The sequence below is a fragment of the Nonomuraea sp. MTCD27 genome (assembly GCF_041950495.1).
GTDB lineage: Bacteria > Actinomycetota > Actinomycetes > Streptosporangiales > Streptosporangiaceae > Nonomuraea.
Map to the genome: position 1 here is coordinate 742,893 of NZ_JBGNUW010000004.1, position 23,202 is coordinate 766,094.

The 23,202-nt window shown below is 71.8% G+C and carries 17 protein-coding genes; 8 read left to right on the forward strand and 9 right to left on the reverse strand.

Annotation, left to right across the window (positions count from 1 at the left end):
• On the forward strand, positions 1 to 894 hold the full coding sequence (locus ACBJ59_RS15665) for a sugar phosphate isomerase/epimerase family protein (protein ID WP_375110899.1): 894 nt from the start codon (positions 1 to 3) through the stop codon (positions 892 to 894).
• On the opposite strand, the gene ACBJ59_RS15670 is transcribed toward ACBJ59_RS15665, so the two are convergent.
• From ACBJ59_RS15670 to ACBJ59_RS15685, 4 genes are read right to left on the reverse strand one after another with little or no spacing between them, the layout of a single operon-like run.
• Positions 891 to 4,436, reverse strand: coding sequence for a hypothetical protein (locus ACBJ59_RS15670; protein WP_375110900.1), 3,546 nt, complete (start codon positions 4,434 to 4,436; stop codon positions 891 to 893). The genes ACBJ59_RS15665 and ACBJ59_RS15670 overlap by 4 nt on opposite strands.
• Positions 4,433 to 5,245 (reverse strand): carbohydrate ABC transporter permease, encoded by an 813-nt coding sequence (locus tag ACBJ59_RS15675; RefSeq protein WP_375110901.1) that lies wholly within the window; start codon positions 5,243 to 5,245, stop codon positions 4,433 to 4,435. The genes ACBJ59_RS15670 and ACBJ59_RS15675 overlap by 4 nt, the downstream gene beginning before the upstream one ends.
• Positions 5,242 to 6,120, reverse strand: coding sequence for a carbohydrate ABC transporter permease (locus ACBJ59_RS15680; protein WP_375110902.1), 879 nt, complete (start codon positions 6,118 to 6,120; stop codon positions 5,242 to 5,244). The genes ACBJ59_RS15675 and ACBJ59_RS15680 overlap by 4 nt, the downstream gene beginning before the upstream one ends.
• A complete protein-coding gene (locus ACBJ59_RS15685) occupies positions 6,117 to 7,421 on the reverse strand; it encodes an extracellular solute-binding protein (protein WP_375110903.1) in 1,305 nt (434 codons plus the stop codon). Before ACBJ59_RS15685 ends, ACBJ59_RS15680 begins: the two co-directional genes overlap by 4 nt.
• Before the next feature lie 259 nt (positions 7,422 to 7,680).
• On the opposite strand from ACBJ59_RS15685, the gene ACBJ59_RS15690 reads away from it, so the two are divergent.
• The 7 genes from ACBJ59_RS15690 (at position 7,681) to ACBJ59_RS15720 (ending at position 14,938) form a co-directional block, all read left to right on the forward strand.
• A complete protein-coding gene (locus ACBJ59_RS15690) occupies positions 7,681 to 8,418 on the forward strand; it encodes a DeoR/GlpR family DNA-binding transcription regulator (protein ID WP_375110905.1) in 738 nt (245 codons plus the stop codon).
• 93 nt (positions 8,419 to 8,511) lie between these two features.
• A complete protein-coding gene (locus ACBJ59_RS15695; RefSeq protein ID WP_375110907.1) occupies positions 8,512 to 10,098 on the forward strand; it encodes an alkaline phosphatase D family protein in 1,587 nt (528 codons plus the stop codon).
• Between the two features lie 12 nt (positions 10,099 to 10,110).
• The gene (locus ACBJ59_RS15700; protein ID WP_375110908.1) at positions 10,111 to 10,944 is read left to right on the forward strand and encodes a discoidin domain-containing protein; all 834 of its coding nucleotides are present in this window, start codon (positions 10,111 to 10,113) and stop codon (positions 10,942 to 10,944) included.
• A gap of 158 nt (positions 10,945 to 11,102) precedes the next feature.
• Positions 11,103 to 11,930, forward strand: coding sequence for a glycerophosphodiester phosphodiesterase (locus ACBJ59_RS15705; RefSeq protein ID WP_375110909.1), 828 nt, complete (start codon positions 11,103 to 11,105; stop codon positions 11,928 to 11,930).
• Between the two features lie 392 nt (positions 11,931 to 12,322).
• Positions 12,323 to 13,315 (forward strand): NAD-dependent epimerase/dehydratase family protein, encoded by a 993-nt coding sequence (locus tag ACBJ59_RS15710; protein WP_375110946.1) that lies wholly within the window; start codon positions 12,323 to 12,325, stop codon positions 13,313 to 13,315.
• Between the two features lie 7 nt (positions 13,316 to 13,322).
• The gene (locus ACBJ59_RS15715) at positions 13,323 to 14,147 is read left to right on the forward strand and encodes an inositol monophosphatase family protein (protein WP_375110910.1); all 825 of its coding nucleotides are present in this window, start codon (positions 13,323 to 13,325) and stop codon (positions 14,145 to 14,147) included.
• Entirely contained in the window at positions 14,144 to 14,938 is a 795-nt protein-coding gene (locus ACBJ59_RS15720; protein ID WP_375110911.1) for a hypothetical protein, read from the forward strand. The genes ACBJ59_RS15715 and ACBJ59_RS15720 overlap by 4 nt, the downstream gene beginning before the upstream one ends.
• 33 nt (positions 14,939 to 14,971) lie before the next feature.
• Here ACBJ59_RS15720 and ACBJ59_RS15725 read toward each other — a convergent pair whose 3' ends face one another.
• The 5 genes from ACBJ59_RS15725 to ACBJ59_RS15745 all read right to left on the reverse strand — a co-directional run bounded on the left by ACBJ59_RS15725 (position 14,972) and on the right by ACBJ59_RS15745 (position 23,175).
• Positions 14,972 to 17,059, reverse strand: a complete 2,088-nt coding sequence (locus ACBJ59_RS15725) for an iron ABC transporter permease (RefSeq protein ID WP_375110913.1) — start codon at positions 17,057 to 17,059, stop codon at positions 14,972 to 14,974.
• Positions 17,056 to 18,036, reverse strand: a complete 981-nt coding sequence (locus ACBJ59_RS15730; RefSeq protein WP_375110914.1) for an ABC transporter substrate-binding protein — start codon at positions 18,034 to 18,036, stop codon at positions 17,056 to 17,058. The genes ACBJ59_RS15725 and ACBJ59_RS15730 overlap by 4 nt, the downstream gene beginning before the upstream one ends.
• An 11-nt stretch (positions 18,037 to 18,047) precedes the next feature.
• Positions 18,048 to 18,884, reverse strand: coding sequence for an ABC transporter ATP-binding protein (locus ACBJ59_RS15735; RefSeq protein WP_375110915.1), 837 nt, complete (start codon positions 18,882 to 18,884; stop codon positions 18,048 to 18,050).
• Between the two features lie 80 nt (positions 18,885 to 18,964).
• Positions 18,965 to 20,674: an ABC transporter ATP-binding protein gene (locus tag ACBJ59_RS15740; RefSeq protein ID WP_375110916.1), complete on the reverse strand. Its 1,710-nt coding sequence runs from the start codon at positions 20,672 to 20,674 to the stop codon at positions 18,965 to 18,967.
• Positions 20,671 to 23,175, reverse strand: a complete 2,505-nt coding sequence (locus ACBJ59_RS15745; RefSeq protein ID WP_375110917.1) for an ABC transporter ATP-binding protein/permease — start codon at positions 23,173 to 23,175, stop codon at positions 20,671 to 20,673. Before ACBJ59_RS15745 ends, ACBJ59_RS15740 begins: the two co-directional genes overlap by 4 nt.
• Positions 23,176 to 23,202: the final 27 nt, after the last annotated feature.

The following is a 23,202-nucleotide window of genomic DNA, read 5'->3' on the forward strand; positions in this document are numbered from 1 at the left end:
ATGTGTTACGGCTACGGCCCCAGCAGGCGCTCCCTGCTGGCCGCGGGCCTCGGGTTAGGCGCGGCCGCCCTGGCCGCCGCCTCCCCGGCCGCCGCGGCGTCGACGGGCCACCCGCGCGGGGAGCGCGTCCCGCCGGGCCAGATCAGCATCCAGCTCTGGACCGTACGTGACGACCTCGCCCAGAACTACGACACCACGCTCGCCTACCTGGCCGAGATCGGATACCCGAAGGTCGAGCTCGCGCTCGGCTACTTCGGCCGCACGGCGAGTCAGCTGCGCGAGTTCCTCGACGGGCTCGGTCTCGAGGCCAGCTCCAGCCACGACGGCATCAGCCCCGATGACGCCGCGCTGGAGACGAAGATCGAGAACGCGCTGACCCTCGGCCAGACGTACATGGTCGTGCCCTACCTGAACTCCACCAGCCTGGACGAGTGGAAGGGCTGGGCCGAGCGGATGAACGTCGAGGCGCGGGCCGCCCGGTCGGCCGGCCTGCGCTACGGCTACCACAACCACGCCCACGAGTTCACGACCGACCTCGGCGGCGGGAAGACGCCGTGGGACGTGCTCACCGCCGAGCTCGACCCGCGCCTGGTCCACCTGGAGATCGACATCTACTGGGCGGTCACCGGCGGCGTCGGGCGCGGCGCCCGCGACCCGGTGAAGTTCGCGATCGACGTCATCCGCAGGGCGCCGCAGCGCGTGCTGCAGTACCACGTCAAGGACCGGCACCTGGACGGCGACATGGCCGACCTCGGCACCGGGACGATCGACTTCCGCCGCGTCTTCGACGCGCACCGCGTGCGGGAGTACATCGTGGAGAACGACACCCCTGACGTGACGCCCCGGCAGACCTCGGAGGTCGGCTACCGCTACCTGCGCAAGCTGCGGTTCTAGCGCGGTGCCCCGCCGGGCCCGGTCCGGGCCCGGCGGGTGCGCAGCCGTACGGGGCCGAACAGGCCGGTGGTGCGCTGTCCGGGGAAGACGAAGTGGGTCGGGCTGACCTCGTCGAAGTACGGCGCCAGCGTGCCGAGCACCAGGATCTCGACCGTGTTGACCCCCTCCGCCAGCTCGACCTCGAACGTGTACGGCGAGCACACCCGCACCCCGCACGCCCGCCCGTTCACCGTCACCTCGGCCGTGCCCCGGACCCGCCCCAGGTCCAGCACGCCCGGCCCGGCTGCGTCGGCGGAAACGGTGGTGCGGTACCGGACGCCGCCGCTGTACCCGGCCAGGCCGCGCTCCTCCCAGTTCCCGAGCCGCATCCGCCCGGGCCCGCAGGTGAACCGGACGGGCCCGGCGAACGCCGCCCCCGCCTGCGCTCCCGGCACCGTGGCGACATGCAGCTCGATCGTCCCCGGCAACTTCCCGCGCACCTCCACGTCGCCGCCCACCTCGATGCCGGTCGCCCCCGGCGGCGGGTCCAGGAGGAACGTCTCGGTCCGCGGGCGGGCGCCGGGGACGGCGAAGACGGCGGGCAGGGCGGCCGGGCGGCCGTCGAGCCAGCCCGCCTCCGGCAGCGGGTGCGGGCGGGGGCGCAGGTAGAGGGCGGCGGGGTCGCCGTGCTGGCGGCGGCGCACCCGGGGACCGGGCGACCAGCCAGGACCGGAGACCGCGAGACCGTCGACCAGCACCCAGCCGTCCGACTCGATCCTGATCGTGTTGTCGCCCGGGCGCAGCACGTGGGACACGTCATACCTGCGCACCCGGGGGATGTCCGCCTCGGCGTAGGGGTCGAAACCGCCCTGCCGGCCCACTTCCGTGCCGTTGACCAGCACCTGGCAGGCCGCGGTGGAGGCCACCTGCAACAGCTCCGGCGGCTCCGCTCCGGCGCGCACGACGGTCTCCAGCGGCGTGCCGGCGATCCACTCGGGGCGGACGGCGTCGTCGGGGTCGGCCACCAGGCACACGTAGGCCCGCAGGTCGAGCTCCTCGTCCGGCACGAGCAGCAGCTCGACCAGATGCTCGCCGGGCGCGAGGGGCGAGAGCGCGACGGCGGCGTAACCGCGGTCGGCGAGCGGCTGCCGCTCACCGTCGAGCCAGAGGGTCTTCGCCGCTCCCGCCCCGATGGCCGGCCAGGCGGGCGGGCCGGGCGGCACGGTGAGCACGGTGCGGAAGCGGGCCTCGACGCCCGCCCCGACGCGGCCGAACGCCAGGAACTCCATGGGCACGTGCCCCTTCGGCCCGAGCGTCTCCCGATGGACGGGGTCCTTGCGCAGCCCCCGGGAGGCCGACCACACCGAGGGCGTCCACGGGCCGTCGCCCGTCCGCTGCTCGCCCCTGGGCCCGAACGTCACGTCCACCCGTTCCCCGCCGGGCGTCCGCAGCGTCCAGCACTCGACGCCGGACCCGCCGACGCCGGACCCGCCGACGCCGGACCCGCCGACGCCGGACCCGCCGACGCCGGACCCGCCGACGCCGGACCCGCCGAAATCGGACCCGCCGAAATCGGACCCGCCGAAATCGGACCACGTGTCGTCAAGGGTGGGCACCAGCTCGACGTCCCACTCGTCCCCGAGATCGACCTCCACCGGGAGCGGCTCGGGCGGCGGGGCGGGCTCGGCGGTCGTGCCGTCGAACACCAGCAGCGCGGCCGGCCCGTCGTCGAACGGCACGACGACCTCCACGTCGTCCCCGTCACGCGTGTGCGGCAGCGGCCGGGGCTCGCCCCCGTCGAAGAGGCGGGCCAGCAGCGGGGTGCCCGAGACGCCCCTGACGGTGATCCGCATGTCGCGGGCGTACCGGGCGGGGTCGAAGTCGATGACGGCGTCCAGCCAGCCGAGCTCGACGCCGCGCTCCTCGGGCCGTCCCACGCCGATCCTGCTGGCCATGGGGTGCGCCGCCGTGAGGAACACCAGCGTGGTGTCGCCCACCTCGCGCACCAGCGCGGGCACCGGCGCCTCGACCCGGCGGGGCAGCCCGGCCAGCGCCTCGCCGAGCCGGTCCGGGGCGGCCACGTAGGAGGCCAGGCCGCGCAGGGAGTCGGGCAGTGTGCCGACGGCGACGAGCAGCCCGCCGTGCGCGGCGAACTCGGCCAGCCGGGCGGCGACGTCCTCGTCGAGGGTCGTGACGGCGGGCAGGACGATCGCGCGGTACGCCTCGGTGGACACGGCCAGCCGCCCGTCCGCGACCGCCGCCCGGCGCACCGAGTCGTCGTCGATCACGTCGGCGTCGAGGCACAGCCGGTCGAGCACGCCGGGCACGGTGGCGAACCAGGCCATGTCGCCCACGATCTCCCGGTAGACCTCCTGCGCCCGCGCGGCGGCCGGGTCCACCCGGTCGAGGCCGATGCCGGATTGGGCGGTGGCCGTGGGCAGCAGGACCGCGACGTCGCAGGCGTGCCGCCCCTGGGACAGCGCGGCGCACAGCCGGGTGACGGCGTCGGCGAAGACCCGGTGGTGCCGCCAGTACGGCTGCCGCCAGTCGGTGGACGGCGGCGCCCATTCCCACCAGCCGCGCCGGGTCGTGTAGTAGACCGCGTGCGGGTTGTACAGCGTCGCCCCGGCCCGCAACCAGGGCAGCAGCCAGTCGAGGGTCTCCTCCAGGGTGCCGCCCCAGCCGCTGGAGTGGAACGCCTCGATCCAGGTGCGCGGCCGCCCGTACAGGTGGGCGAGGGAGGCGTGCAGGCGGGCGTCGCCGTGGTGGTCGGAGCCGGGCGCGCCGAACCAGCGGTGGGTGCGCGCGTAGTCGGCGTAGAGCTGCACGCCCTCCACCGGGTGCCCGGCGCGGGCCGGGTCCTGCTGGTCGCAGCCGTTCAGCAGGCCGTGCCGCTCGTGCCACTCGGCCAGCGGCCGGAAGAACGCCTCCTCGGCCAGCTCGGCGCGGGTCCGCTGGTACGCCCGCCAGTCCGGGTCGCCGAGCGAGAACTCCGCGCCCCGGCGGGCCCGGTACTCCTCGGCGAAGCGGGCGGACCAGGTGGGCAGGGTGGGCAGCTCGTCCTGGAACGACCCGGCGATCACCCGCCCGAACCACTTCCCGACCCGCCGCTCGAACTCGCCGTGCACCCGGTCCAGCAGCACCGCGCACGCCTCGGGCGAGAGGTAGTCGAACCCGCGCAGCGACACGGACCCGTCCGGGGCCAGCCACTGCCCGGCGAACTCCGGGCGTTCGACCACCAGCCGGGCCTGCAGGTCCGCGCCGGAGAAGCCGAGCTGGTCGTAGAACCACAGGTACGCGCCCAGCTCGTACGCGTCGGCGCACACCCCGTCGAGCAACTCCCACCACGCCTCCGACAGGAACGGCGGGTCGTCGGCGTCCGCCCCGAACGTCGGCCCCGAGGGCGCGAGGTTCAGGATGACCAGGTTGTGCACGCCCCCGGCGACCAGGCGCTCCATCTGCCAGCGCAGCCGGTCCCGGCGCAGCGGCTCGCCGCTCCACCACCAGATGGCCGCCGGGGAGTACTGACGGGGCGGCTCCCTGAGCAGGTCGAGCACGTTCATCCCTTGAGTCCGGTGGAGAAGCCCTTGATGACGTAGCGCTGCAGGGCCAGGAAGACCAGCACGATCGGCAGCGCGCCGAGCACGAGGCCGGCGAAGACCAGGCCGTGCTGGGAGACGTACTGGCCGACGTAGGCGAAGACGCTGACCGGGACCGTCTCGAAGCCGGAGCCGCCGAGGTAGACCAGCGGGGTGAAGAAGTCGTTCCAGATGAAGACGGCGTTCAGGATCAGCACCGTGCCGGTGATGGGGCGCAGCAGCGGGAAGACGACGCGGGTGAAGGCCACGAAGTGGGTGGCGCCGTCGATCTGGGCGGCGCTGGCGTAGTCGCGGGGCAGCGCCCTGATGAACCCGGTGTAGAGGAACACCGTGAACGGGAGCTGGATGCCGGTGTAGAAGAGGATCATCCCGGCGTGCGTGCCGATCAGCCCCAGGTCGGTCACCAGCTCGTAGAGCGGGATCATGCCGAGCTGGAACGGCAGCACGATGCCCAGCAGGAACAGCACGTACAGGCCGTACCCGAGGCGGGTCTGCACCCGGGCCAGGAAGTAGGCGGCGAACGAGCCGAGCGCGATCAGGGCGACCAGGCTGACCACCGTGATCACCGTGCTGTTCATCAGGGACGGGCCGAGCGCGGCCAGCGACCACGCGTCGGCGAAGTTGCCGAACGTGGGCGGGTTCGGCAGCGCCAGCGGCGACTGGGAGATCTGCGCCGGATCCTTCAGCGACAGGGAGACCAGCGTGTAGACGGGGAACAGGAACGCCACCGCCACCGCGATCATCACGATCTCCAGCAGGAAGGTCCTTCTCACGCCGTCACCTCCCGGCCGCGCAGGTAATAGACCTGTACGAGGGACACCGCGGCCACGAACAGGGCCAGCACCAGCGCGATCGCCGTGCTGTAGCCGAACTTGCCGAACACGAACGCCTGCTTGTAGAGCACGGTGGACAGCGTCTCCGTGGCGTAGCCGGGGCCGCCGTTCGTGGCGGCGAAGATCTGGTCGAAGAGCTTGAGCCCGCCGATCGTGGACAACATCAGGTTGATCGTCACGGCGGGGGCGAGCAGCGGCCAGGTGACGTAGCGGAAGCGCTGCCAGGTGCCCGCGCCGTCGATCATGGCCGCCTCGTGCAGCTCCTTGGGCACCCCCTCCAGCCCGGCCAGGAAGATGACCATGGAGTATCCGGCGTACTGCCAGACCACCATGCCGGCGATCGACCACAGCGCCATCGACGGGTCGCCGAGCCAGTCCACCTCCAGGCCGAGCAGGCCGTTGAGCCCGGCGGCCGGGTCGGGGTTGTAGATGTACTTCCACAGGAACGCCACCATGACCGGGCTGACCACGACCGGCGCGAAGAAGATCACCCGCAGCAGCGCCCGGCTCTTCAGCTTCGCGTGCACGCCGAGGGCCAGCAGCAGGCCGACGCCGTTCTGCACGGCCACGATCGCCACGGTGAGCAGCAGCGTGTTGCCGATGGAGCCCATGGCCTGCTCGTCGCCCAGCAGCGTGCGGAAGTTGGCCAGGCCGACGAACGACATGTCCTGGCCGATCCCGCTCCAGTCCGTGAACGCGTAGACCACGCCGCTGACCGCGGGATAGAGCACCACCAGCGCGTACACCACTAGGGCGGGCGCGGCGAACAGCCAGGGCGGTGCGGGCCGGGCACGGGAGGCGGTCAGCGGGGTCACTTCTGGTACGCCTCGTCCATCTTCTTCAGGGCCTCGTCGATCGTGGACCGGCCGGCCAGCAGCTCCTGGATCACCGCGAAGTGCACGGGCTGCACCTCGGCGTTGGGCCAGCGCTGGTCCATGAAGGGCACGGCCCGGTCCTTGGTGAACGGCAGGAACGACTGCACGGCCGGGTCGATGGTCGAGGAGGCGTCCTGGGTGAGCGGGATGGCGGCGATCGCCTTGGCCCAGGCGTTGATGTTCTCCTGCTTGCCGAGGAAGTCGAGGAACGCCTTGGCCTCCTCCACGTTCTTGCCCTTGGCGCTGGCCCCGAGCCCGACGACGACGCCGGCGGGGATCCACACCGAGGCCGCGTCGTCGGCGCCCGGCAGGGGGAACATCGACAGGTCGTCGGGGGAGGAGGCGGCCTTGCGGAAGTCCGGCAGCACGGCCGACACCTGCACGGCCATGGCGGCCTTGCCGGTGGCCACCATGGAGGTCTGCTGCTCGAACGTGGTGCCGTTGGGCTTGTCGTTGAAGAAGCCGCGCTTCTGCAGCTCCAGGTACATCTCCATGGCCTGGCGCCAGCCGGACTGCGCGAACGTGGTCTGCCCGGCGAGCTGCTTGTCGTCGAACGTGGGGTCCTTGGCGTAGACGGTGGAGGGCACCAGCGCGTACGTGATGAGCTGGGTGACCCACGGCGTCTGCGCGCCCAGCGCGATCGGCACGATCCCGGCCTTCTTCAGCTTGTCGCAGACCGCGAGGAACTCGGTCCACGTCGTCGGCGGCGCGTCGATGCCCGCCTGCTCGAACGCCTTCTTGTTGTAGACCGCCCCGATGACCGACGAGCCCGCCGAGTAGATGTAGGTCTTGCCGTCGAGCTGGAAGGCGGGCTTGAACCCCGCGGGGATCGTCTGGGTCCACGCCTGGGCCGACAGGTCGGCCAGCAGCCCGGCCTTGGCGATCTGGCTCATGGACATGGCGCTGCCGTTGCCCGGGTACACGACGTGCAGGTCGGGGGCGTTGCCGGCGCCGAGCTGGGTGCGTACGGAGGTCTGCACCTGGTCGGTGGGGGCGTAGGACGCGGTGAGCCGCACCGTGGGCTTGACCTTCTGGTAGGCGGTCACCAGCTCGTCCATCGGCGTCTTCTGGTCGGCCACGCCGATGAACTTCAGCTCGGTCGTGGCCTGCCCGCCACCGGTCGTGGCCGTGGTCTCGGGGCGGGTCGAACACGCGGTGGCGGCCGCGGCCACGGCCAAACCGCCCATCATGCGAAGGAACTGGCCGCGACTCACCCGGGCGTCGTGCAGCAGGTCGGTCATGCTACGTCTCCTAAGATCCGATCCCCCGAGGAACAGCAATGCGAACGTTTTAATGAAGGCCGGCCGGAAGCGCTCGGCGCGCTCCCCGTGACTGGATTGTTAAGTTAACAATCAATCTTGTTAAAAGTGGTAGATGTGGGGAGGGTATGAGTCGCCCGAGACGGGTGTCAAGGGTAGGATGCGCAGCCGTCCGAGAGGGTGGAGACCCAGAGTGAATTCCCGGCAGCAAACCTCCAGCAGGTCAGCGCGCTGGCATGGCATGGCCGAGCACATCGTGCGGCAGGGCTCCGCCTCCGTCACGGAGCTCGCCGAGAGCTTCGGGGTCAGCGTGATGACCGTCCACCGTGATCTCGACGAGCTGGAGCGCCAGGGCATGGTGCGCAAGGTCCGCGGCGGCGCCACCGCCCAGGCCAGCAACGTGTGGGAGAGCAACATCGCCTACCGGCTCAAGGCGCACACGGCCGAGAAGGACGCCATCGCGCGCCTGGTCACGGAGCTGATCGAGCCGGGCAGCTCGGTCATGCTCGACGACTCCACGACCGCGCTGGCCGTGGCCCGCCACCTGGCCGAGGTGGGTCCGCTGACGGTGGTGACGAACTTCCTGGAGGCGATCAGGCTGCTGGCCGGCAGCCCCGACGTCCGGCTCATCGCGCTGGGCGGCGAATATCACGCCACCCACGACTCCTTCCTCGGGCTCGGCTGCGTGGACGCGGTCGAGGCGGTCAGCACGGACGTGGTCGTGGTTTCCACCTCGGCCATCTCCGAGAAGTACGCCTTCCACCAGGAGCAGGAGATCGTGCTGGTGAAGCGGGCGATGCTGCGCGCCGGCGCCCGGCGCATCCTGGCCGTGGACGGCTCCAAGCTGGCCCGGGTGGCGCTGCACCGGGTCGCGCCGCTCGACGACTTCGACGTCGTCGTGGTCGACGCCAACGCTCCGGGCGAGCTCCTCCAGCGGCTGCGCGACCACCACCCGGACGTTCGGGTCGCCCAGTTGTAACGCTAATCGGCGTGATTTGTAACTTGCATCTTGTTAAGAGGTTGCCTGCTTGCTACAAAGTGAGGGCTTTCGCCCCCCAGCTTAGGAAGCAACATGCGCCCTCCCTCGCGCCGATCGTTCCTCGGCCTCGGCAGCGCCGCGCTCGCCCTGGCCTTCACCACCGACCTGGCCGACCCGTGGACGGCACGGGCCGGCGTGAAGGGCGACGACCCCTTCCGGGCCGGCTATCCCTTCCGGTTGGGCGTCGCCTCCGGTGATCCGCTGCCCGACCGGGTGATCCTCTGGACGCGGCTGGCGGCCGACCCGCTGGAGCCGCTCGGCGGGCTGCCGTACGCGAGGATCAGGGTCGACTGGGAGATCGCGGAGGACGAGGCGTTCACCCGGCGCGCCCGCCACGGCTCCACCTGGGCCACCCCCGAGTACGGCCACTCCGTCCACGTGGACGCCAAGGGCCTGCGGCCGGGCCGCGAATACTTCTACCGCTTCCGCGCCGGCGGCGAGACCAGCCCCGTCGGCCGCACCAAGACGGCGCCCGCGCCCGGGAGCAGCCCCGAGGCGCTGCGCCTGGCCTTCGCCTCGTGCGCGCTGTGGCAGGACGGCTACTACAGCGCCTACCGCCACCTCGCCGAGGAGGAGCCCGACGTGGTCTTCCACCTCGGGGACTACATCTACGAGTACGGCATCGTGCCCACCGGCGGCCTGCGGAACACGCCGGTGCCCGAGCAGTTCCGGGTGCAGTGCGACACCCTCGACCGCTTCCGCGTCCAGTACGGCCTCTACAAGAGCGACCCCGACCTCCAGGCCGCGCACCACCGCGCGCCGTGGATCGTCACCTGGGACGACCACGAGGTGCTCGACAACTGGGCGGGCCCGAACGGCCCCGGCGGCGAGGTGACCGAGCAGGACTACCTGGTCATCCGGGCCAACGCCTTCCGCGCCTTCTGGGAGAACATGCCGGTCCGGGTGCCGGAGGTGCAGGGACCGGACGCCCGGATCTACCGCAGGTTCGCCTTCGGCGACCTCGCCGAGTTCAACGTGCTCGACACCCGGCAGTACCGCGACGACCAGGTCTGCGGCGACGGCCAGCAGGTGGACTGCGCCGAGCGGCTCGACCCGGCCAGGCAGATGCTCGGCGCCGAGCAGGAGAAGTGGCTGCTCGACGGCCTGGACGCCTCCCGCGCCAGGTGGAACGTCCTGGCCCAGCAGATCGCCATGATCCAGCTCGACTACGACCCGGGCCCGGCGCAGCGGCTCAGCATGGACCTCTGGGACGGCTACAAGGCGGCCAAGGACCGCGTGCTCAACGGCATGGTCGAGCGCCAGGTGAGCAATCCCGTGGTGCTCACCGGCGACCTCCACTACAACCTGGCCGGCGAGCTGCGGACGAACTTCGACGACCCGGCCTCGCCCGCGATCGGCGTGGAGTTCGTCGGCACGTCCGTCAGCAGCGGCGGCAACGGCAACGCGAACACGGGCCTGCCGCCGGGCGGCAGCGACCCGGTCAACCCGCATCTCCGGTTCTCCAGCTATCAGCGCGGCTACGTCTCGTGCGAGGTCACCAGGAGTCAGTGGCGGGCCGACTTCAAGGTCGTCCCGTACGTGGACCGGCCCGGCGCCCCGGTCTCCACCAGGGCGAGCCTGGTCACCCTCGACGGCGTCCCCGGCCTGCAAGCGCTCTAGGAAGGAACGACCATGCGCCACCTCACCGCCGCGCTCGCCATGGCCGCCCTGGTCATCGCCACCACCGGCGCCGCCAGGCCAGGGGACGTGACCCCGATCGCCGGGGCCGACCGTTTGATCGCCCCGCTCGGCGTGGACCCCGCCTGCCCCGCCAAGATCGAGATCGGCATGCGCAGCGACGCGAAGAAGCCCCAGTACGCCACCATGAACGTGGAGATCGACCCGCCGCTGACCGCCTCCCGCTCCATGCTGACCAGCTACCTGCCGCCCGGCTACGAGCTCGGCGCGAAGCTGCTGGTCGCCGTCCCGCCCGGGGCCACGGAAGGAGAGTACGGCCTGCGCCTGCGCACCCCGGCCCGGACGTTGTCGGTGCCGGTCGAGGTCGTGCCCGTGGACCGGCTCGACAACGGCGGCAACTTCGCGCTCCGCCGCCCGGTCACCGCCTCCTCCCAGCACGTCAACGCCAACTACCCGCCCTGCAGCATCGCCGACGGCGACCGCTCGTCCAACGGCTGGGCCGGCGGCAACGGCTGGAACGACGCCACCGGCCGGGCCTGGCCGGACACCGTGGCGATCGCGCTGGGCGGGACCCGGCAGGTCTCCCGGGTGGACCTGTACACGCTGGACACCGAACGCTATCCGGCCGCGACCTTCGGGCTGCGGGACTGGGACGTGCAGGCGCAGGTGGGCGGCCAGTGGCAGACGGTCGCGCAGGTACGCGGCAACACCGCGGGCAACGCGCGCTCCGACTTCGCCCCCGTCGGCGCCGACGCGGTCCGCATCGTCGCCCTGGCCTCGAACGGGGCCAACGACTACACCCGGATCATCGAGGTGGAGGTCCGCTGACGGCTACGCCAAACGGCTCTTTCCGGCTGCCAAAATGTTCGTCGCAAAAGGACCGACACGCCGGACGATAACGGTCGTTGCTATCCCTTGTGGGCACTTTTCTCCATAACTCCGACATAAGAGGTCTTTGTCGGGTCGGGCCCCGCCTGAGGAGGAACATGTACCGCTCGCTCGGCATCGCCGTCATCGCGACCCTGGCCGTCATGGCGCGGCCCGCCTGGGCCGCGCCGCCGCAGGTCGACAACATCGCACACCGGGGCGGCTCCGCGCTCGCGCCAGAGAACACTATCGCGGCCTGCGAAGTGGCCCGGAAGCGGGGGGCCGATGTGTGCGAGTTCGACGTCCAGCAGACCAAGGACCACCGGCTCGTGCTCATGCACGACGAGACGCTGGCCCGTACGACCGACGTCGAGAAGGTCTTCCCCCGCCGGTCGCCGTGGCGGGTCTCCGACTTCACGCTCGCGGAGATCCAGCGGCTGGACGCCGGCTCGTGGTTCTCGCAGCGCTACCGGGGCGAGCGGGTGCCCACCCTTTTGGAGGCCCTCCAGAAGGTCCGCGGCACCGGGGCCAGGCTGCTCCTGGAGATCAAGCACGCCCCGCGCAGCCCGGACATCGACCGGCGGGTGGCCGCCGAGCTGCAGGAGAACCGCGAGTCGTGGAGCGCCGACCGGCTGACCGTGCAGGCGTTCGGCTGGCCGTCGATGCGGGTGCTGAACGACATGGTGCCCGACGTCCCGATCGCGCTGCTCGGCAAGCCGCCCGCCGCCCGGCTGGCCGAGCTGGCCCGCTACGCCGACGGGATCACCCTCCCGCACGACGGCCTGACCACGCGATACGTCAAGAAGGTGCACGACCGGGGCATGCGGGTCTACACCTGGACGGCGGACCGCCCGGCCGTCATGGGGCGCCTGATCTCGTACGGGGTGGACGGCATCATGACCAACCGGCCCGACCGCCTGGCCGACGTCAAGCGGTACGCCCTTTGACACTCTGACAATCTTGCGCCGATTGCCAGGCTGCCACCCGGCGAAGAGGAGCAGGAGCAGATCCTCGTCGCGGCCCCGCTGGAGTTCGCCCGTGTTCGTCGGCCGGACAGGTAGATCGGCCGGTGAGCCAGCGACGAGCTCTTCGCGGAGGTGAGCGCGGTAGCCCTCGAGCTGACGCGCTCGTCCGACGGCTGGACCATGCCATCCGCCACCCCAAAGCCCGCCCCGATCGGTCCTTTAATTCGGATTGCCGATGATTATGCGGACCCTCCGAAAAGCGGTATCCCGTCCAATTGATCGCGAAAATTGGACGGCTTCACTGTGCGGCGTATGCTGGCGGTACGGTCGCGTGGCAGACGACGAGGACGGGGCCCACCTTGAGCGGAAAAGCCTTGGTCACAGGGGCTGGAGGCTTCATTGGTGGACATATGGTCAGGAGGCTACTGGATTCCAGTTACTCCGTAACAGGGGCCGACATCAAGCCGCTGGCGAATTGGTGGCAACGGTTCGACATTCGCAATGTCGTGGCGGATCTCAGAGATCCGGCCGTGTGCAGGGACCTCGCTCGTGACGTCGATGTGATTTATCATCTCGCTGCCGACATGGGTGGCATCGCCTACATCAGCAGAAACGACTGGGATTGCGCCTCATCCGTGGTGATGACGGTCAACTTGTTGCGGGCTGCCATCGAAGGCGAGGTGCGGTCTTTCGTCTACGCCTCCTCCGCCTGCGTCTATCCCGCGATACTGCAGGGCCTCACCCCGTCGCCGCTGAGCGAGGAGCTGGCGCATCCGATTGACCCGGAAGGAGGGTATGGCTGGGAGAAGCTGTTCTCCGAGCGATTATGTCGCTATGCGGCCCGATCCAGCGATCTCGGAGTCAGGATGGTCCGGCTGTTCAACGTCTACGGACCGCACGGCTCCTGGCGCGGAGGCAGGGAGAAGGCTCCGGCCGCCATCTGCCGTAAGGTCGCCGAAGTGGCCCTGGGAAGGTCGGACCACGTTGTGGTGTGGGGCACGGGTGCGCAGCTCAGGAGCTTCCTCTATATCGACGACTGTGTACGTGGGCTGGCCGCGGCGGCCGAGTCGGGCGATGCCGAACCGACGAACTTGGCGAGCAGCGAACTCGTGACCGTGGCGGAGCTGGCGAAGCTCGTCTCGGCAGTGGCCGGCCTGGAGGCGCCCTTTCGGTACGACGAAGCGCAACCCACTGGCGTACACGCCCGAGTCCCCGACATCTCCCGTGCAGCGCGGCGGCTGGGCTGGCAGCCTTCGGTCTCTCTCCTGGACGGCATTCGATTCACGTACCGGTGGATTCACGATCAGGTAGGTCAATCGAGTGCCGCGGATACACGACAGGTTCTTGCAGGGAAACGACGGAGATAGAGCAACGATGAACTTGCTGCGGATCGCGAAGGAACTGGAAGAGGTGCTGGCCGAGGCGCCCACCGGCCGGGTGGCCGATGTGCGGGTGACGCGGGCGACCGACAATCCACAGACCAATATGGACAAGAGCATAGACGCCTACCTGGCCGAAGCGCTGCCGGCGATCCTGGATGTGCCGATAATGTCCGAAGAGGATCCGGGCAGGGTTCTGGGGCGTTCGGGTCTGTGCTGGATCGTCGATCCGATCGACGGGACCATCAATGTCATCGCCGGGGCCGGGGATTTCGCGATCTGCGTGTCGTTGGTGAACGCGGCGACCCTGCAGTCGTTGATCGGCATGGTCTACCTGCCTCGTTTGACGCAGCTTTTCAAGGCCGTGGCCGGTGAGGGTGCATACCAGAACGGCGATTTGTTGGACAAACGCGCCATCGTCGGCGAGAGTCCGCCCGCCGTTCAACGGATTGCCGCATTCGGAGTTCCCAAAGACGGGCAGGCGGTGGCCCGCCGCATGTCCGACGCCCTGCACAACCTTTTCGCCACGGGCTGGGTCACTCGGCAGCAGGGCGCTGCCTCCGTGGACATCTGCCGGGTGGCGACAGGGTCCTGGGCGGCCTTCTTCGAGTACGGGTTGATGTATTGGGACTTCGCGGCCGCGGCCTTGGTCGCATCGGAGGCCGGCTGTTCGGTGTACGCCGTTCCGTGCGAGACCGGCCCGGCGGACATCGTCCCCATCGAGTTCGACCTCGTGGTGGCCCGGACACCGGAACTGCTCGCGGAAGTCATGACCGCGGTCAACCTCCGGCCGCAGGACGGCATGCGTGAGGGGCGATGACCACTGCCAGCCTGATCCTTTCCGTGCTCGGCGTCTTACCTGTCGCCGCGGCGGTCTGGTATTGGCTGGAGCGCTTCCAGCGGGGGCGCAGGCTCCTGCAGTTCTCCCGTACCGCGCCCATCGATCTGGTCCTGACGACCTCGTCGGTGACCGAGGCCGTACACGGGGTGCCCGCCAGTCGCCCGCTGACGGGATATGGACAGGTGCGTGCGGTGGCGAGCTGCGTACGTGCGCTGGCCTCGCTCTACCCTCGCAAGAACGTGAACATCCATCTCAGCGGGTTCATCCGTAACCGGCTCGACCGGGACCTCGTGATCCTCGGAGGACCGGCCAAGAACGAGGCGGCCGTGGCCATGCTGGACGACTTCCTGCTGGTGCACGATCTACAGCGCTTCTCCTTCGACGACGTGGCCGACACCCTGGAGATCGCCGACCACGACGGAAGAAGGTTCGAGGTCAAGGACTTCGATCCGCACATCGCCGACGGATATCCGGCCACCGACCACGGCTTGATCATCGTCACGTACCACTATGGGCAGAGTGGCCGGCGTTACCGGTCCATCCTGTGCGCAGGGTTCACCACATATGGCACAGCGGCGACCGCGGACTATCTGTTCGGCGACCTGGTTCGGCTGTCCACGCGGAAGTTCGTCAAACGCACCGGGATCCGGTGCGCGCGGCGCTCTCGTGCCTTCGTGGTCATCGTTTCGGCCAGGTTCTCGCGAGGGGAGTGCACGGAAGTGCGTCTCGTTTTCGGTCAGGCGTTGCGGAGGCGCGAAGAAGCGAGATGATTCCCCTTTTCGCCGGGCCGGCAGTCGCCGGGTTCAGCTCGCCTCGCTCCGGGCGCGGGCGCGCCACAGCAGGTAGACGAAGTACGGCGTGCCGAGCAGCGCCGTCACCAGCCCCGCCGGCACCTGCGCGGGGGCGATCACCGTGCGCCCGAGGGTGTCGGCCAGGCTCACCAGGAGCGCGCCGAGCAGTGCGGCCACCGGCAGGACCCTGACGTGGTGGGTCCCGACCAGCGCGCGGGCCACGTGCGGGGCCACCAGGCCGACGAACCCGATCACGCCGACCGCCGACACCGCCGTCGAGGTGAGCAGCACGGCGCAGGCGAGGGCGCCGAGCCGGACCGGCTCCAGGGGGACGCCCAGGATGCGCGGGGTGTCCTCGTCCAGCGACAGCAGGTCGAGGTCCCGGCGCAGCCAGGCCAGCAGCGGGACGGTGAGCAGGAGCGCCAGGGCGACGGGGACGAGCTGGGCCGGCACGCGGCCGTACGTGGAGCCGGACAGCCAGGTCAGGGCCTTGGCGGTGTTCCAGGGGTCGGACAGCACGATGATCAGGACGGTGATGGCGGTGCAGGCGGCCTGCACCGCGACCCCGATGAGGACGAGGCGGTCGGAGTCCAGCCCGCCGCGCCAGGACAGCCCGTACACCACGGCGAACGCGATCAGCGCGCCCAGGCCGGCCGCCACGGACATCGGCCAGATGCCGGCCAGCGGCACCAGCGTGAGCAGCAGGACCGCGCCCACGCCCGCACCGGCGGTGACGCCCAGCACGCCCGGCTCGGCGAGCGGGTTGCGGCACACGGCCTGCACGGCCGACCCGGCCACCGCCAGCGCCGCCCCGGCCAGTACGGCGGCGAGCACGCGCGGCCAGCGCTGGTCGAGCACGAAGGTCAGGGCCCGCCCGCTGCGCCCCTGGAGCCAGTTGACCACGTCGCCGGTCAGCAGCCACCGGTCCCCGCCGAGCAGGCCCAGGAGCAGCGCGCCGGCGAGCAGGGCGGCGCAGACGGCGACCACGGACAGGAAGGCCGTACGCGATCGGGTCGCGCCCGTACGCACGGCCGGTGGCCGGCGCGTCGGCCCGGCGTCGCGATAGCGGCGGGCCAGCCACATCATCACCGCCGCGCCGAGCACCGTGGTCACCACGCCGGGCGGCACCTCCACCCCCGCCTGCGCGCCGAGCGCGGCGCGCAGCGCGATGTCGGAGCCCAGCACGACCAGCACGCCCGCGATGCCCGACAGGGGCACCATCGTGCGGCTCCGGTGCAGGCCGGGGACGGACCTGGGCAGCAGCCGGACGATCACCGGCGCGCACAGCCCGACGAACCCGATCGGCCCCGCGATCGTCACCGCGGCGGCGGCCAGCAGCACGGACAGCAGGGTGAGCCACAGGCGCAGCCGCCGCACGTTCACCCCGAGCACGGTGGCGGTGTCGTCGCCCAGGCCGAGGATGTCCAGCCGGGGCCCGGCCGCCATCGCGGCGGCCAGCGCGAGCGCGATCAACGGGCCGAGCTGGGTGACGGCGTCCAGGTCGCTCTGCACGAGCGAGCCGCTGCCCCAGGCGAACAGCCCGGTGGTCTCCTGCTCGAAGAGGATCATGAGCAGGTTCGTCAGGGAGCTGAGCGCCAGGGCGGTGGCCGAGCCGGCCAGGATCAGCCGGGTCGTCCCGGTACGCCCGCCCGCCGACAGCGCCATCACCAGCGCGGCCGCGGCCAGCCCGCCCACCAGGGCGAGCGCGCCCGACACCGGCACCGGCAGCGTCAGCCCGAACGCGGCCGCGGCGGCGACCGCCAGGTAGGCGCCCGAGCTGACGGCCAGCGTGTCCGGCGAGGCCATCGCGTTGCGGGCGATGGCCTGCAGCAGCGCGCCCGCCACGCCGAGCGCGACGCCGACGCAGACGCCGGCCAGCAGGCGGGGCAGCCGGGAGGCCAGCAGCACGCGGGCGGCCTCGTCGCTGCCGCCGAACGGCAGCGCCAGCAGGTCCAGCGCGCCGACCGACGACGTCCCCTGCGTCACGTGCACGGCGGCCACCAGGAGGGTGGCGGCCAGCGCGAGAAGGAAGACCCCGGCGGTACCCAGCCGCCGCAGCGGCGTCCCGGGCGGTGCCGGGGCCAGGACGTCCGTGCTCAACCCGTGAACGCCTTCACCATCACGTCGGCGAACTGCCGGCAGGACAGCGGGCCACCGAAGGTCCAGATTCCGTTCGGAATCTTGGTGACCTGCTGGTTCTTCACGAACGGCAGCGACTTCCAGATCGCGTTGCCCGCCAGCCCGTCGGCGAACACGTCGACCCCGTCCGAGGCGTTGTAGAAGAAGCGGATGTCGGGGTCCTTGAGCACGGACAGGCCCTCGACGTCGGTGGTGCCCAGGCCCCACTGGTCGTCGACCTTGCCCGTCCAGGCGTTCTTCAGGCCGAGCCGGGTGGCGACCTCGGAGACCAGCGAGCCCTCGCCGAACGTGCGGACGGAGATCGTGCTGCCCTGCTTCCACCCGTCGGCCATGACGAACGGCTTGCCCGCGGCACCCGCGGCGGCGATCTTCTCCTTGCCGGCGGTCATCGCCGCGTCGAAGTCGGACATCAGCTTGGCGGCGGCGTCCGTCTTGCCGACCGCCGTGGCGATCATGGTGAGGTCGTCGCGCATGCGCTTGAGGTTGTCGGTGGCGTCGCTGCCCTTGGCCACGAGCACCGGCACGAACTTCTCGAGCTGGGCGGCCAGCTCCTCGTCGTCGGACTCCATGACGACCAGGTCGGGCTGGAGCGCGCTGATGGAGTCGACACTCGGCTCCTGCCGGGTGCCGACGTCCTTGACCGAGGAGTCGAGCCCGGCGGCGGTGACCCAGGTGGCGTACCCCTTCACGTCGGCCGCGCCCACGGGCATGACGCCGAGGCTGACCAGCATCTCGGTCTCACCCCACTCCAGGCTGACCACCCGGGTGGCCGGGGCGTCGAGTTTGATCTCCTTGCCGCGGCCGTCGGTCACGGTCACCGCCGCGGGCGCGGCCGACGCCGTGCCGCTGGACGGGGCCTGCTCGGGTACGGGTGCCTCGGTCGTGCCGCAGGCGGCGAGGGCGACGATTGCGGCGATGGCCGTCAGGGCACTGCGCATGCTGGTTCCTGTCATGTTGTTGCTGGGACGGTCGAACTGGTGGAAATGCTTCTGGTGTGGCGGCCTACGGGGCGGGTGATGACGGTGCCCGTCCGGGGGTCCTGGCTGACCTCGATCCGCAGGCCGTAGGTCTCGGTGAGCAGGCTCTCGGTGAGGACCTGCGCGGGCGGGCCGTCGGCGCGGACCCGGCCCCGGTGCAGCAGGACGACGTGGTCGGCGATCTCGGCGGCCTGGTTGAGGTCGTGCAGGACGACGCCGATCGCGACGCCGTGGTCGTCGGCCAGGTCGCGGACGAGCTCCAGCAGCTCCACCTGGTAACGCAGGTCGAGGAACGTGGTGGGCTCGTCCAGCAGCAGGACGCCGGTGTCCTGGGCCAGGCAGGTGGCCAGCCAGACGCGCTGCAGCTCGCCGCCGGACAGCTCGTCCACGGGCCGGTCGGCCATCGCGGTCACGCCGGTGAGCTCCATCGCCCTGGCGACGGCCGCGGCGCCCGCGGGGTCCGCGGCCTTCCACCGCCGCCTGTAGGGGTGGCGGCCGTACTCGACGACGTCGCGCACCTGCACGCCGCCGGGCGTGGGCCGGCTCTGCGCCAGCAGCGTCACCCGCCGGGCGAAGTCGCGCGCCGACAGGTCCAGCGCGCCGGCGCCGTCGCCCAGGGTCACGGCGCCGCTGTCGGGGCGGTGCAGCCTGGCCAGAGCGCGCAGCAGCGTGGACTTGCCGCTGCCGTTCGGGCCCACGAGGGCGGTCACGTGGCCCGGCCGCAGGGCGATGCGGCCGTCCTCGACCACGGTGGTGCCGTGGTAACTGAGGCAGAGCTCCGTGCCGCGGAGGGAGATCTCCTCGGTCATGGAGCTTAGGTTAGGCTAACCTTGCTTCGGACGCTATGGCGGGTATGCCCGATCGGCCGGATCGAGTCCGGCGGGCCCTCCTACTCGGCGACGGGGACCTCGGTGAGCGTCCAGCCAGCCGCCTGCTCGCGCTGCCGCCAGTAGGCCGCGAACCTGCCCTCCTGGGCCAGCAGCTCGGCCATCGTCCCCGACTCCACCACGCGCCCGCCCTCCAGGAAGACGATCCGGTCGGCGCGCGCGATGGTGCTCAGCCGGTGCGCGATGATCAGCGTCGCCCGCTCCTTCCCGCCGGCCTCCAGAGCGCCCACGACGGCCCGCTCGTTGCCCGTGTCCAGCGCGGCGGTGGCCTCGTCCAGCAGCAGGACGGGCGCGTCCTTGAGCAGGGCGCGGGCGATGCTGACCCGCTGGCGCTCACCGCCGGACAGGGTGGCCCCCCGCTCGCCGACCCGGGTCTCCCAGCCGTCGGGCAGGCGCTCGACCAGCTCGTCGAGCCGGGCCGCCGAGGCCGCCGCCCGGACCTGCTCGTCGCTCGCTCGCGCGTGCCCCAGCCGGACGTTGTCCAGGAGGCTCGCCTCGAACAGGTAGACGTCCTGGAAGACGATGCCGAGCTGGGCCATCAGCGCCCCCGGGTCGTAGTCGCGCACGTCGTGGCCGCCGACCCGGATGGCGCCGGCATCCACCTCGTGGAAGCGGGCGATGAGCGCCAGCAGGGTGCTCTTGCCCGCGCCGGACGGGCCGACGACGGCCGTGGTGGTCCCGCGTTCCACGGTGAAGGAGACGCCGTCGATCGTGGCGGGCCCCGGCTCGTAGCCGAACCGTACGTCGCGCAGCTCCAGCGCGGGCGCGCCCGGATCGGGGGCGAGCACCGAGCCGTCGAGCACGGGCGCGCCGAGCAGGGCCCGCACCCGGGCGAGCGTGCCGCGCAGGTTCTGCAGCGCCGGGGAGAGCTCGGCCAGGGTCGTGAACGGCTCGATGAACCGGACCGCGACGATGACCAGGCCGACCACCTCGGGCGCGGTCAGCTCCGACAGCACGGCGGTGGCGGCCAGGCCGAGCAGGACCGCCTGCGTGGCCAGGCCGAACATGAGCTGCCCCGGCACGCCGTACCCGACGAGCCGCAGCGCCGCCGTGCGCTGCCTGGCCAGGGCGCGGCCGATGGCCGTCCCCTCCGTGCCGGCCCGGCCGGCCGCCCGCAGCGCGCGCTGGGCCAGGGCCAGCTCGACGATGCGCTGCCCCGCCTCCGCCGAGGCCGCGGCGTAGGAGTCGTCCGCGGCCCGGACCAGCCGCATGCTCGCCCAGAGCGTGCCCAGCAGGAGCGGCACCGCCGCCAGCGCGACCAGCCCCAGGGCCGGGGCGACCAGCAGCAGGCCGAGCCCGATCAGCGCCGGGGTGAGCAGCGCGTTGGCGGCCGGGGTGACCAGCCAGGCGATCGCCTGGCACAGCTCGCGGCCGGACGACGTCAGCGCCCGCCGGCCCTCCCCCTTCCGCTCGGCGGTGAACCAGCCCAGCGGCGTCCGCCGCAGCCGGTCCACCAGCCGTTGCTCCAGGCCGCCCAGCAGCTGGAACCCGATGGTGAACCCGGCGTCCGCCACGCGGTGGTCCAGCACCCAGCCCGCGGCCACCAGCACCGCCAGCGTGGCGATCCAGGGCAGCGCGGCGCCGCCGGAGAAGAGCGCGGACAGCAGCGGAACCAGGCTCAGCATGGCCCCGGCCCGGATCACGGCGCTCGCCGCGAGCAGGGCCGCGTAGCGGGTGACCGTACGGCGGTCGTCGATCAGGTCCAGGATCACGTGGAAACCTCACTCGGCTGGGCGGCCAGCCACAGCTCGCGGTAGAGCCCCGGCACGGCGAGGAGCTCGGGATGCGTGCCCCGCTGCACCACGCGCCCGCCGTCGAGCACCACGATGGCGTCGGCGCCGGCGATCGTGTGCAGGCGGTGCGCGATGACCAGGACGGTACGGCCGGCCACCAGGTGGCTGAGTGCCCGCTGCACCTGGTGTTCCGACTCCGGGTCGGCGAAGGCGGTCGCCTCGTCCAGCACCAGCACGCTGGGGTCGGCCAGCAGCGCCCGGGCGATGGTGACGCGCTGCGCCTCGCCGCCGGACAGCCGGGCGTGCGTGTCGTAGCCCTCGGGCAGCCGCGTGATCCGGTCGTGGATCCCGGCCGCCCTGGCCGCCCGCTCCACCTCCTCGCGGCTCGCCCCGGGCCGGGCCAGCGCGATGTTGTCGTACACGCTGCCCTGGACCAGGGAGACGTCCTGGAAGACGAAGCCGACCTTGCGGTAGAGCTCGGCCAGGGGAAGGTCGGCGAGGTCGACGCCGTCGAGCGTGATCCGGCCCTCGGCCGGGTCGTGGAAGCGCGCCAGCAGCGCGGCGAGGGTGGACTTGCCCGCGCCGCTCGGGCCGACCAGCGCCGTCACCGTGCCGGGCGCCAGCTCCAGGTCGATGCCCTCCAGTACGGACGGCCGCCCGTCGTAACCGAACCCGACGTTCTCGAACCGGACCGTGTGGCGATCGCCCGCCAGGGAGCGGGGCCGGTCCGGCTCGGTCAGCTCGGGCGCGTCCAGCAGCAGGCCGATCCGCTGGGCGGCCGCCTGCGCCTCCCGGACCGAGCCCATCCCGTACGCCGCCGCCAGCAACTGGCTGCCGAAGGTCACCCCGAGCAGCAGGAACGGCAGCAGGTCCACCGCCGTCAGCAGGCCGCCCGCCAGCATCAGCCCGCCCGCCACGATGATCAGCACCAGCGAGGTGAGTGGGCGGGTCACCAGCTCGACCAGCGTCTTGCGGCTCGACAGCGGTCGCTGCCAGGCGTCCAGGAAGCGGGCCCGCTCGGCGAGGGTGGCGCGGAACCCGCCCGCCGGGCCGGAGTCGTAGGCCCGCACCACGGCCAGGCCGTCGAGATAGGCGATGGCCTCCGAGCCGACCCGCGCCTCCCACTCCGTGAACCGGGCCAGCTGCGCGGTCGAGCTCTGGACCATGCGGGCGGTCAGGACGAAGAAGACCAGCAGCGGGACCAGCAGGGTCGCCGCCAGCCAGCCCGAGACGGAGAACAGGTAGGCCAGCACGGCCAGCGGCGTCACCAGGGCGGCCACGACGTCGAGCACCGCGTGGGTCACCAGGTAGTGCAGGTCGGCCGCGTCGTCCTGGACGGCCTGTTTGATCCGGCCGGAGCTGCGGGCGCTGAACCAGCCCAGGGGGAGGCGGGACAGCTTGTTCACCACCTGCGTGCGTACCTGGTGGCCGAACCGGGCGTCCAGCACGTGCATCGCCACGACCAGCAGGCCCGCCAGGGTCGTCCCCGCGCCCATCAGGATCAGGGCGAGGACGCCCAGCTCCGACAGGCCGCCCTCGCCGGCCGGCAGCCTGCGGCACAGCTCGGCCAGCAGGACGTAGGGGGCGAGCTGGAGCAGGGAGATCACGGCCTGGAGGAGGCCGGCCGCCAGGAGGCGGGTCCGCAGCGGGGCCAGCAGCCGCGCCCCCGCCCGCGACCGCCACCGGCCCGAGCCCGGCTTCCGCGAGGGCCCCCGCTCCTCAGGCCGACCCCGCTCCTCAGGGCGAGCCTGCTCGTCCGGTCGCGTGCCGAGCACGGCGCGTTCCGGTTCGGCGGGGCGCTCGCGGTCGACGCCCATGGCCTTGCCCCTGGTCCAGTACGCCCGGCCGTGCACGTCCGGCTTGGGGAAGCCGAGCTCCTTCAGCCGGGCCCGGACCTGCTTGGTGGTCGCCGTCTCGCCGGTGACCCAGGCGTACCAGTTCGACCAGTCCCGCTCGCCGATCGCGCGGGCGAGCGTGGCCGGGTCGCCGCCGGACGGTAACCACGTGACGGCGCACGCCGGGTGCGGGGTGATCGGGATCTCCCGGTCCTCCTCGTGGAACTGCTCCAGCAGCAGCTCGACCGGTGTCGTGTCCGGTACGGCGGCGAGGATCGCGTTGATCCCCGGCAGCGAGGCCGCGTCGCCGATCAGCAGGTAACCCTCGGGGGCCGGGTCGGGCGCGGCGAAGTGGGTGGAGGCCCATCTCGTCACGGAGACGGTGTCACCGACGCCGGCCCCGCGCGCCCACGCCGAGGCCGGGCCCGCCGGTTCGTGCAGCAGGAACTCCAGGGTGACCTGCCGCAGGTCCGGATCGGGGTCGACGAGCGTGTAGCCCCGCTGGTGCTCGCGGCCCGGGCGGTCCGGGTCGGGCGCCCAGAGGCGTACCCAGGCGGCCGGCTCGATCGGATGCTCGTCGAACAACGTCGGCGCGTCGAACGTGATGCGGCGGAAGTGCGGGGTGACGTCCCGGACGGCCGCCACGGTGATCGTGTGATCCTGGGCCCCGAA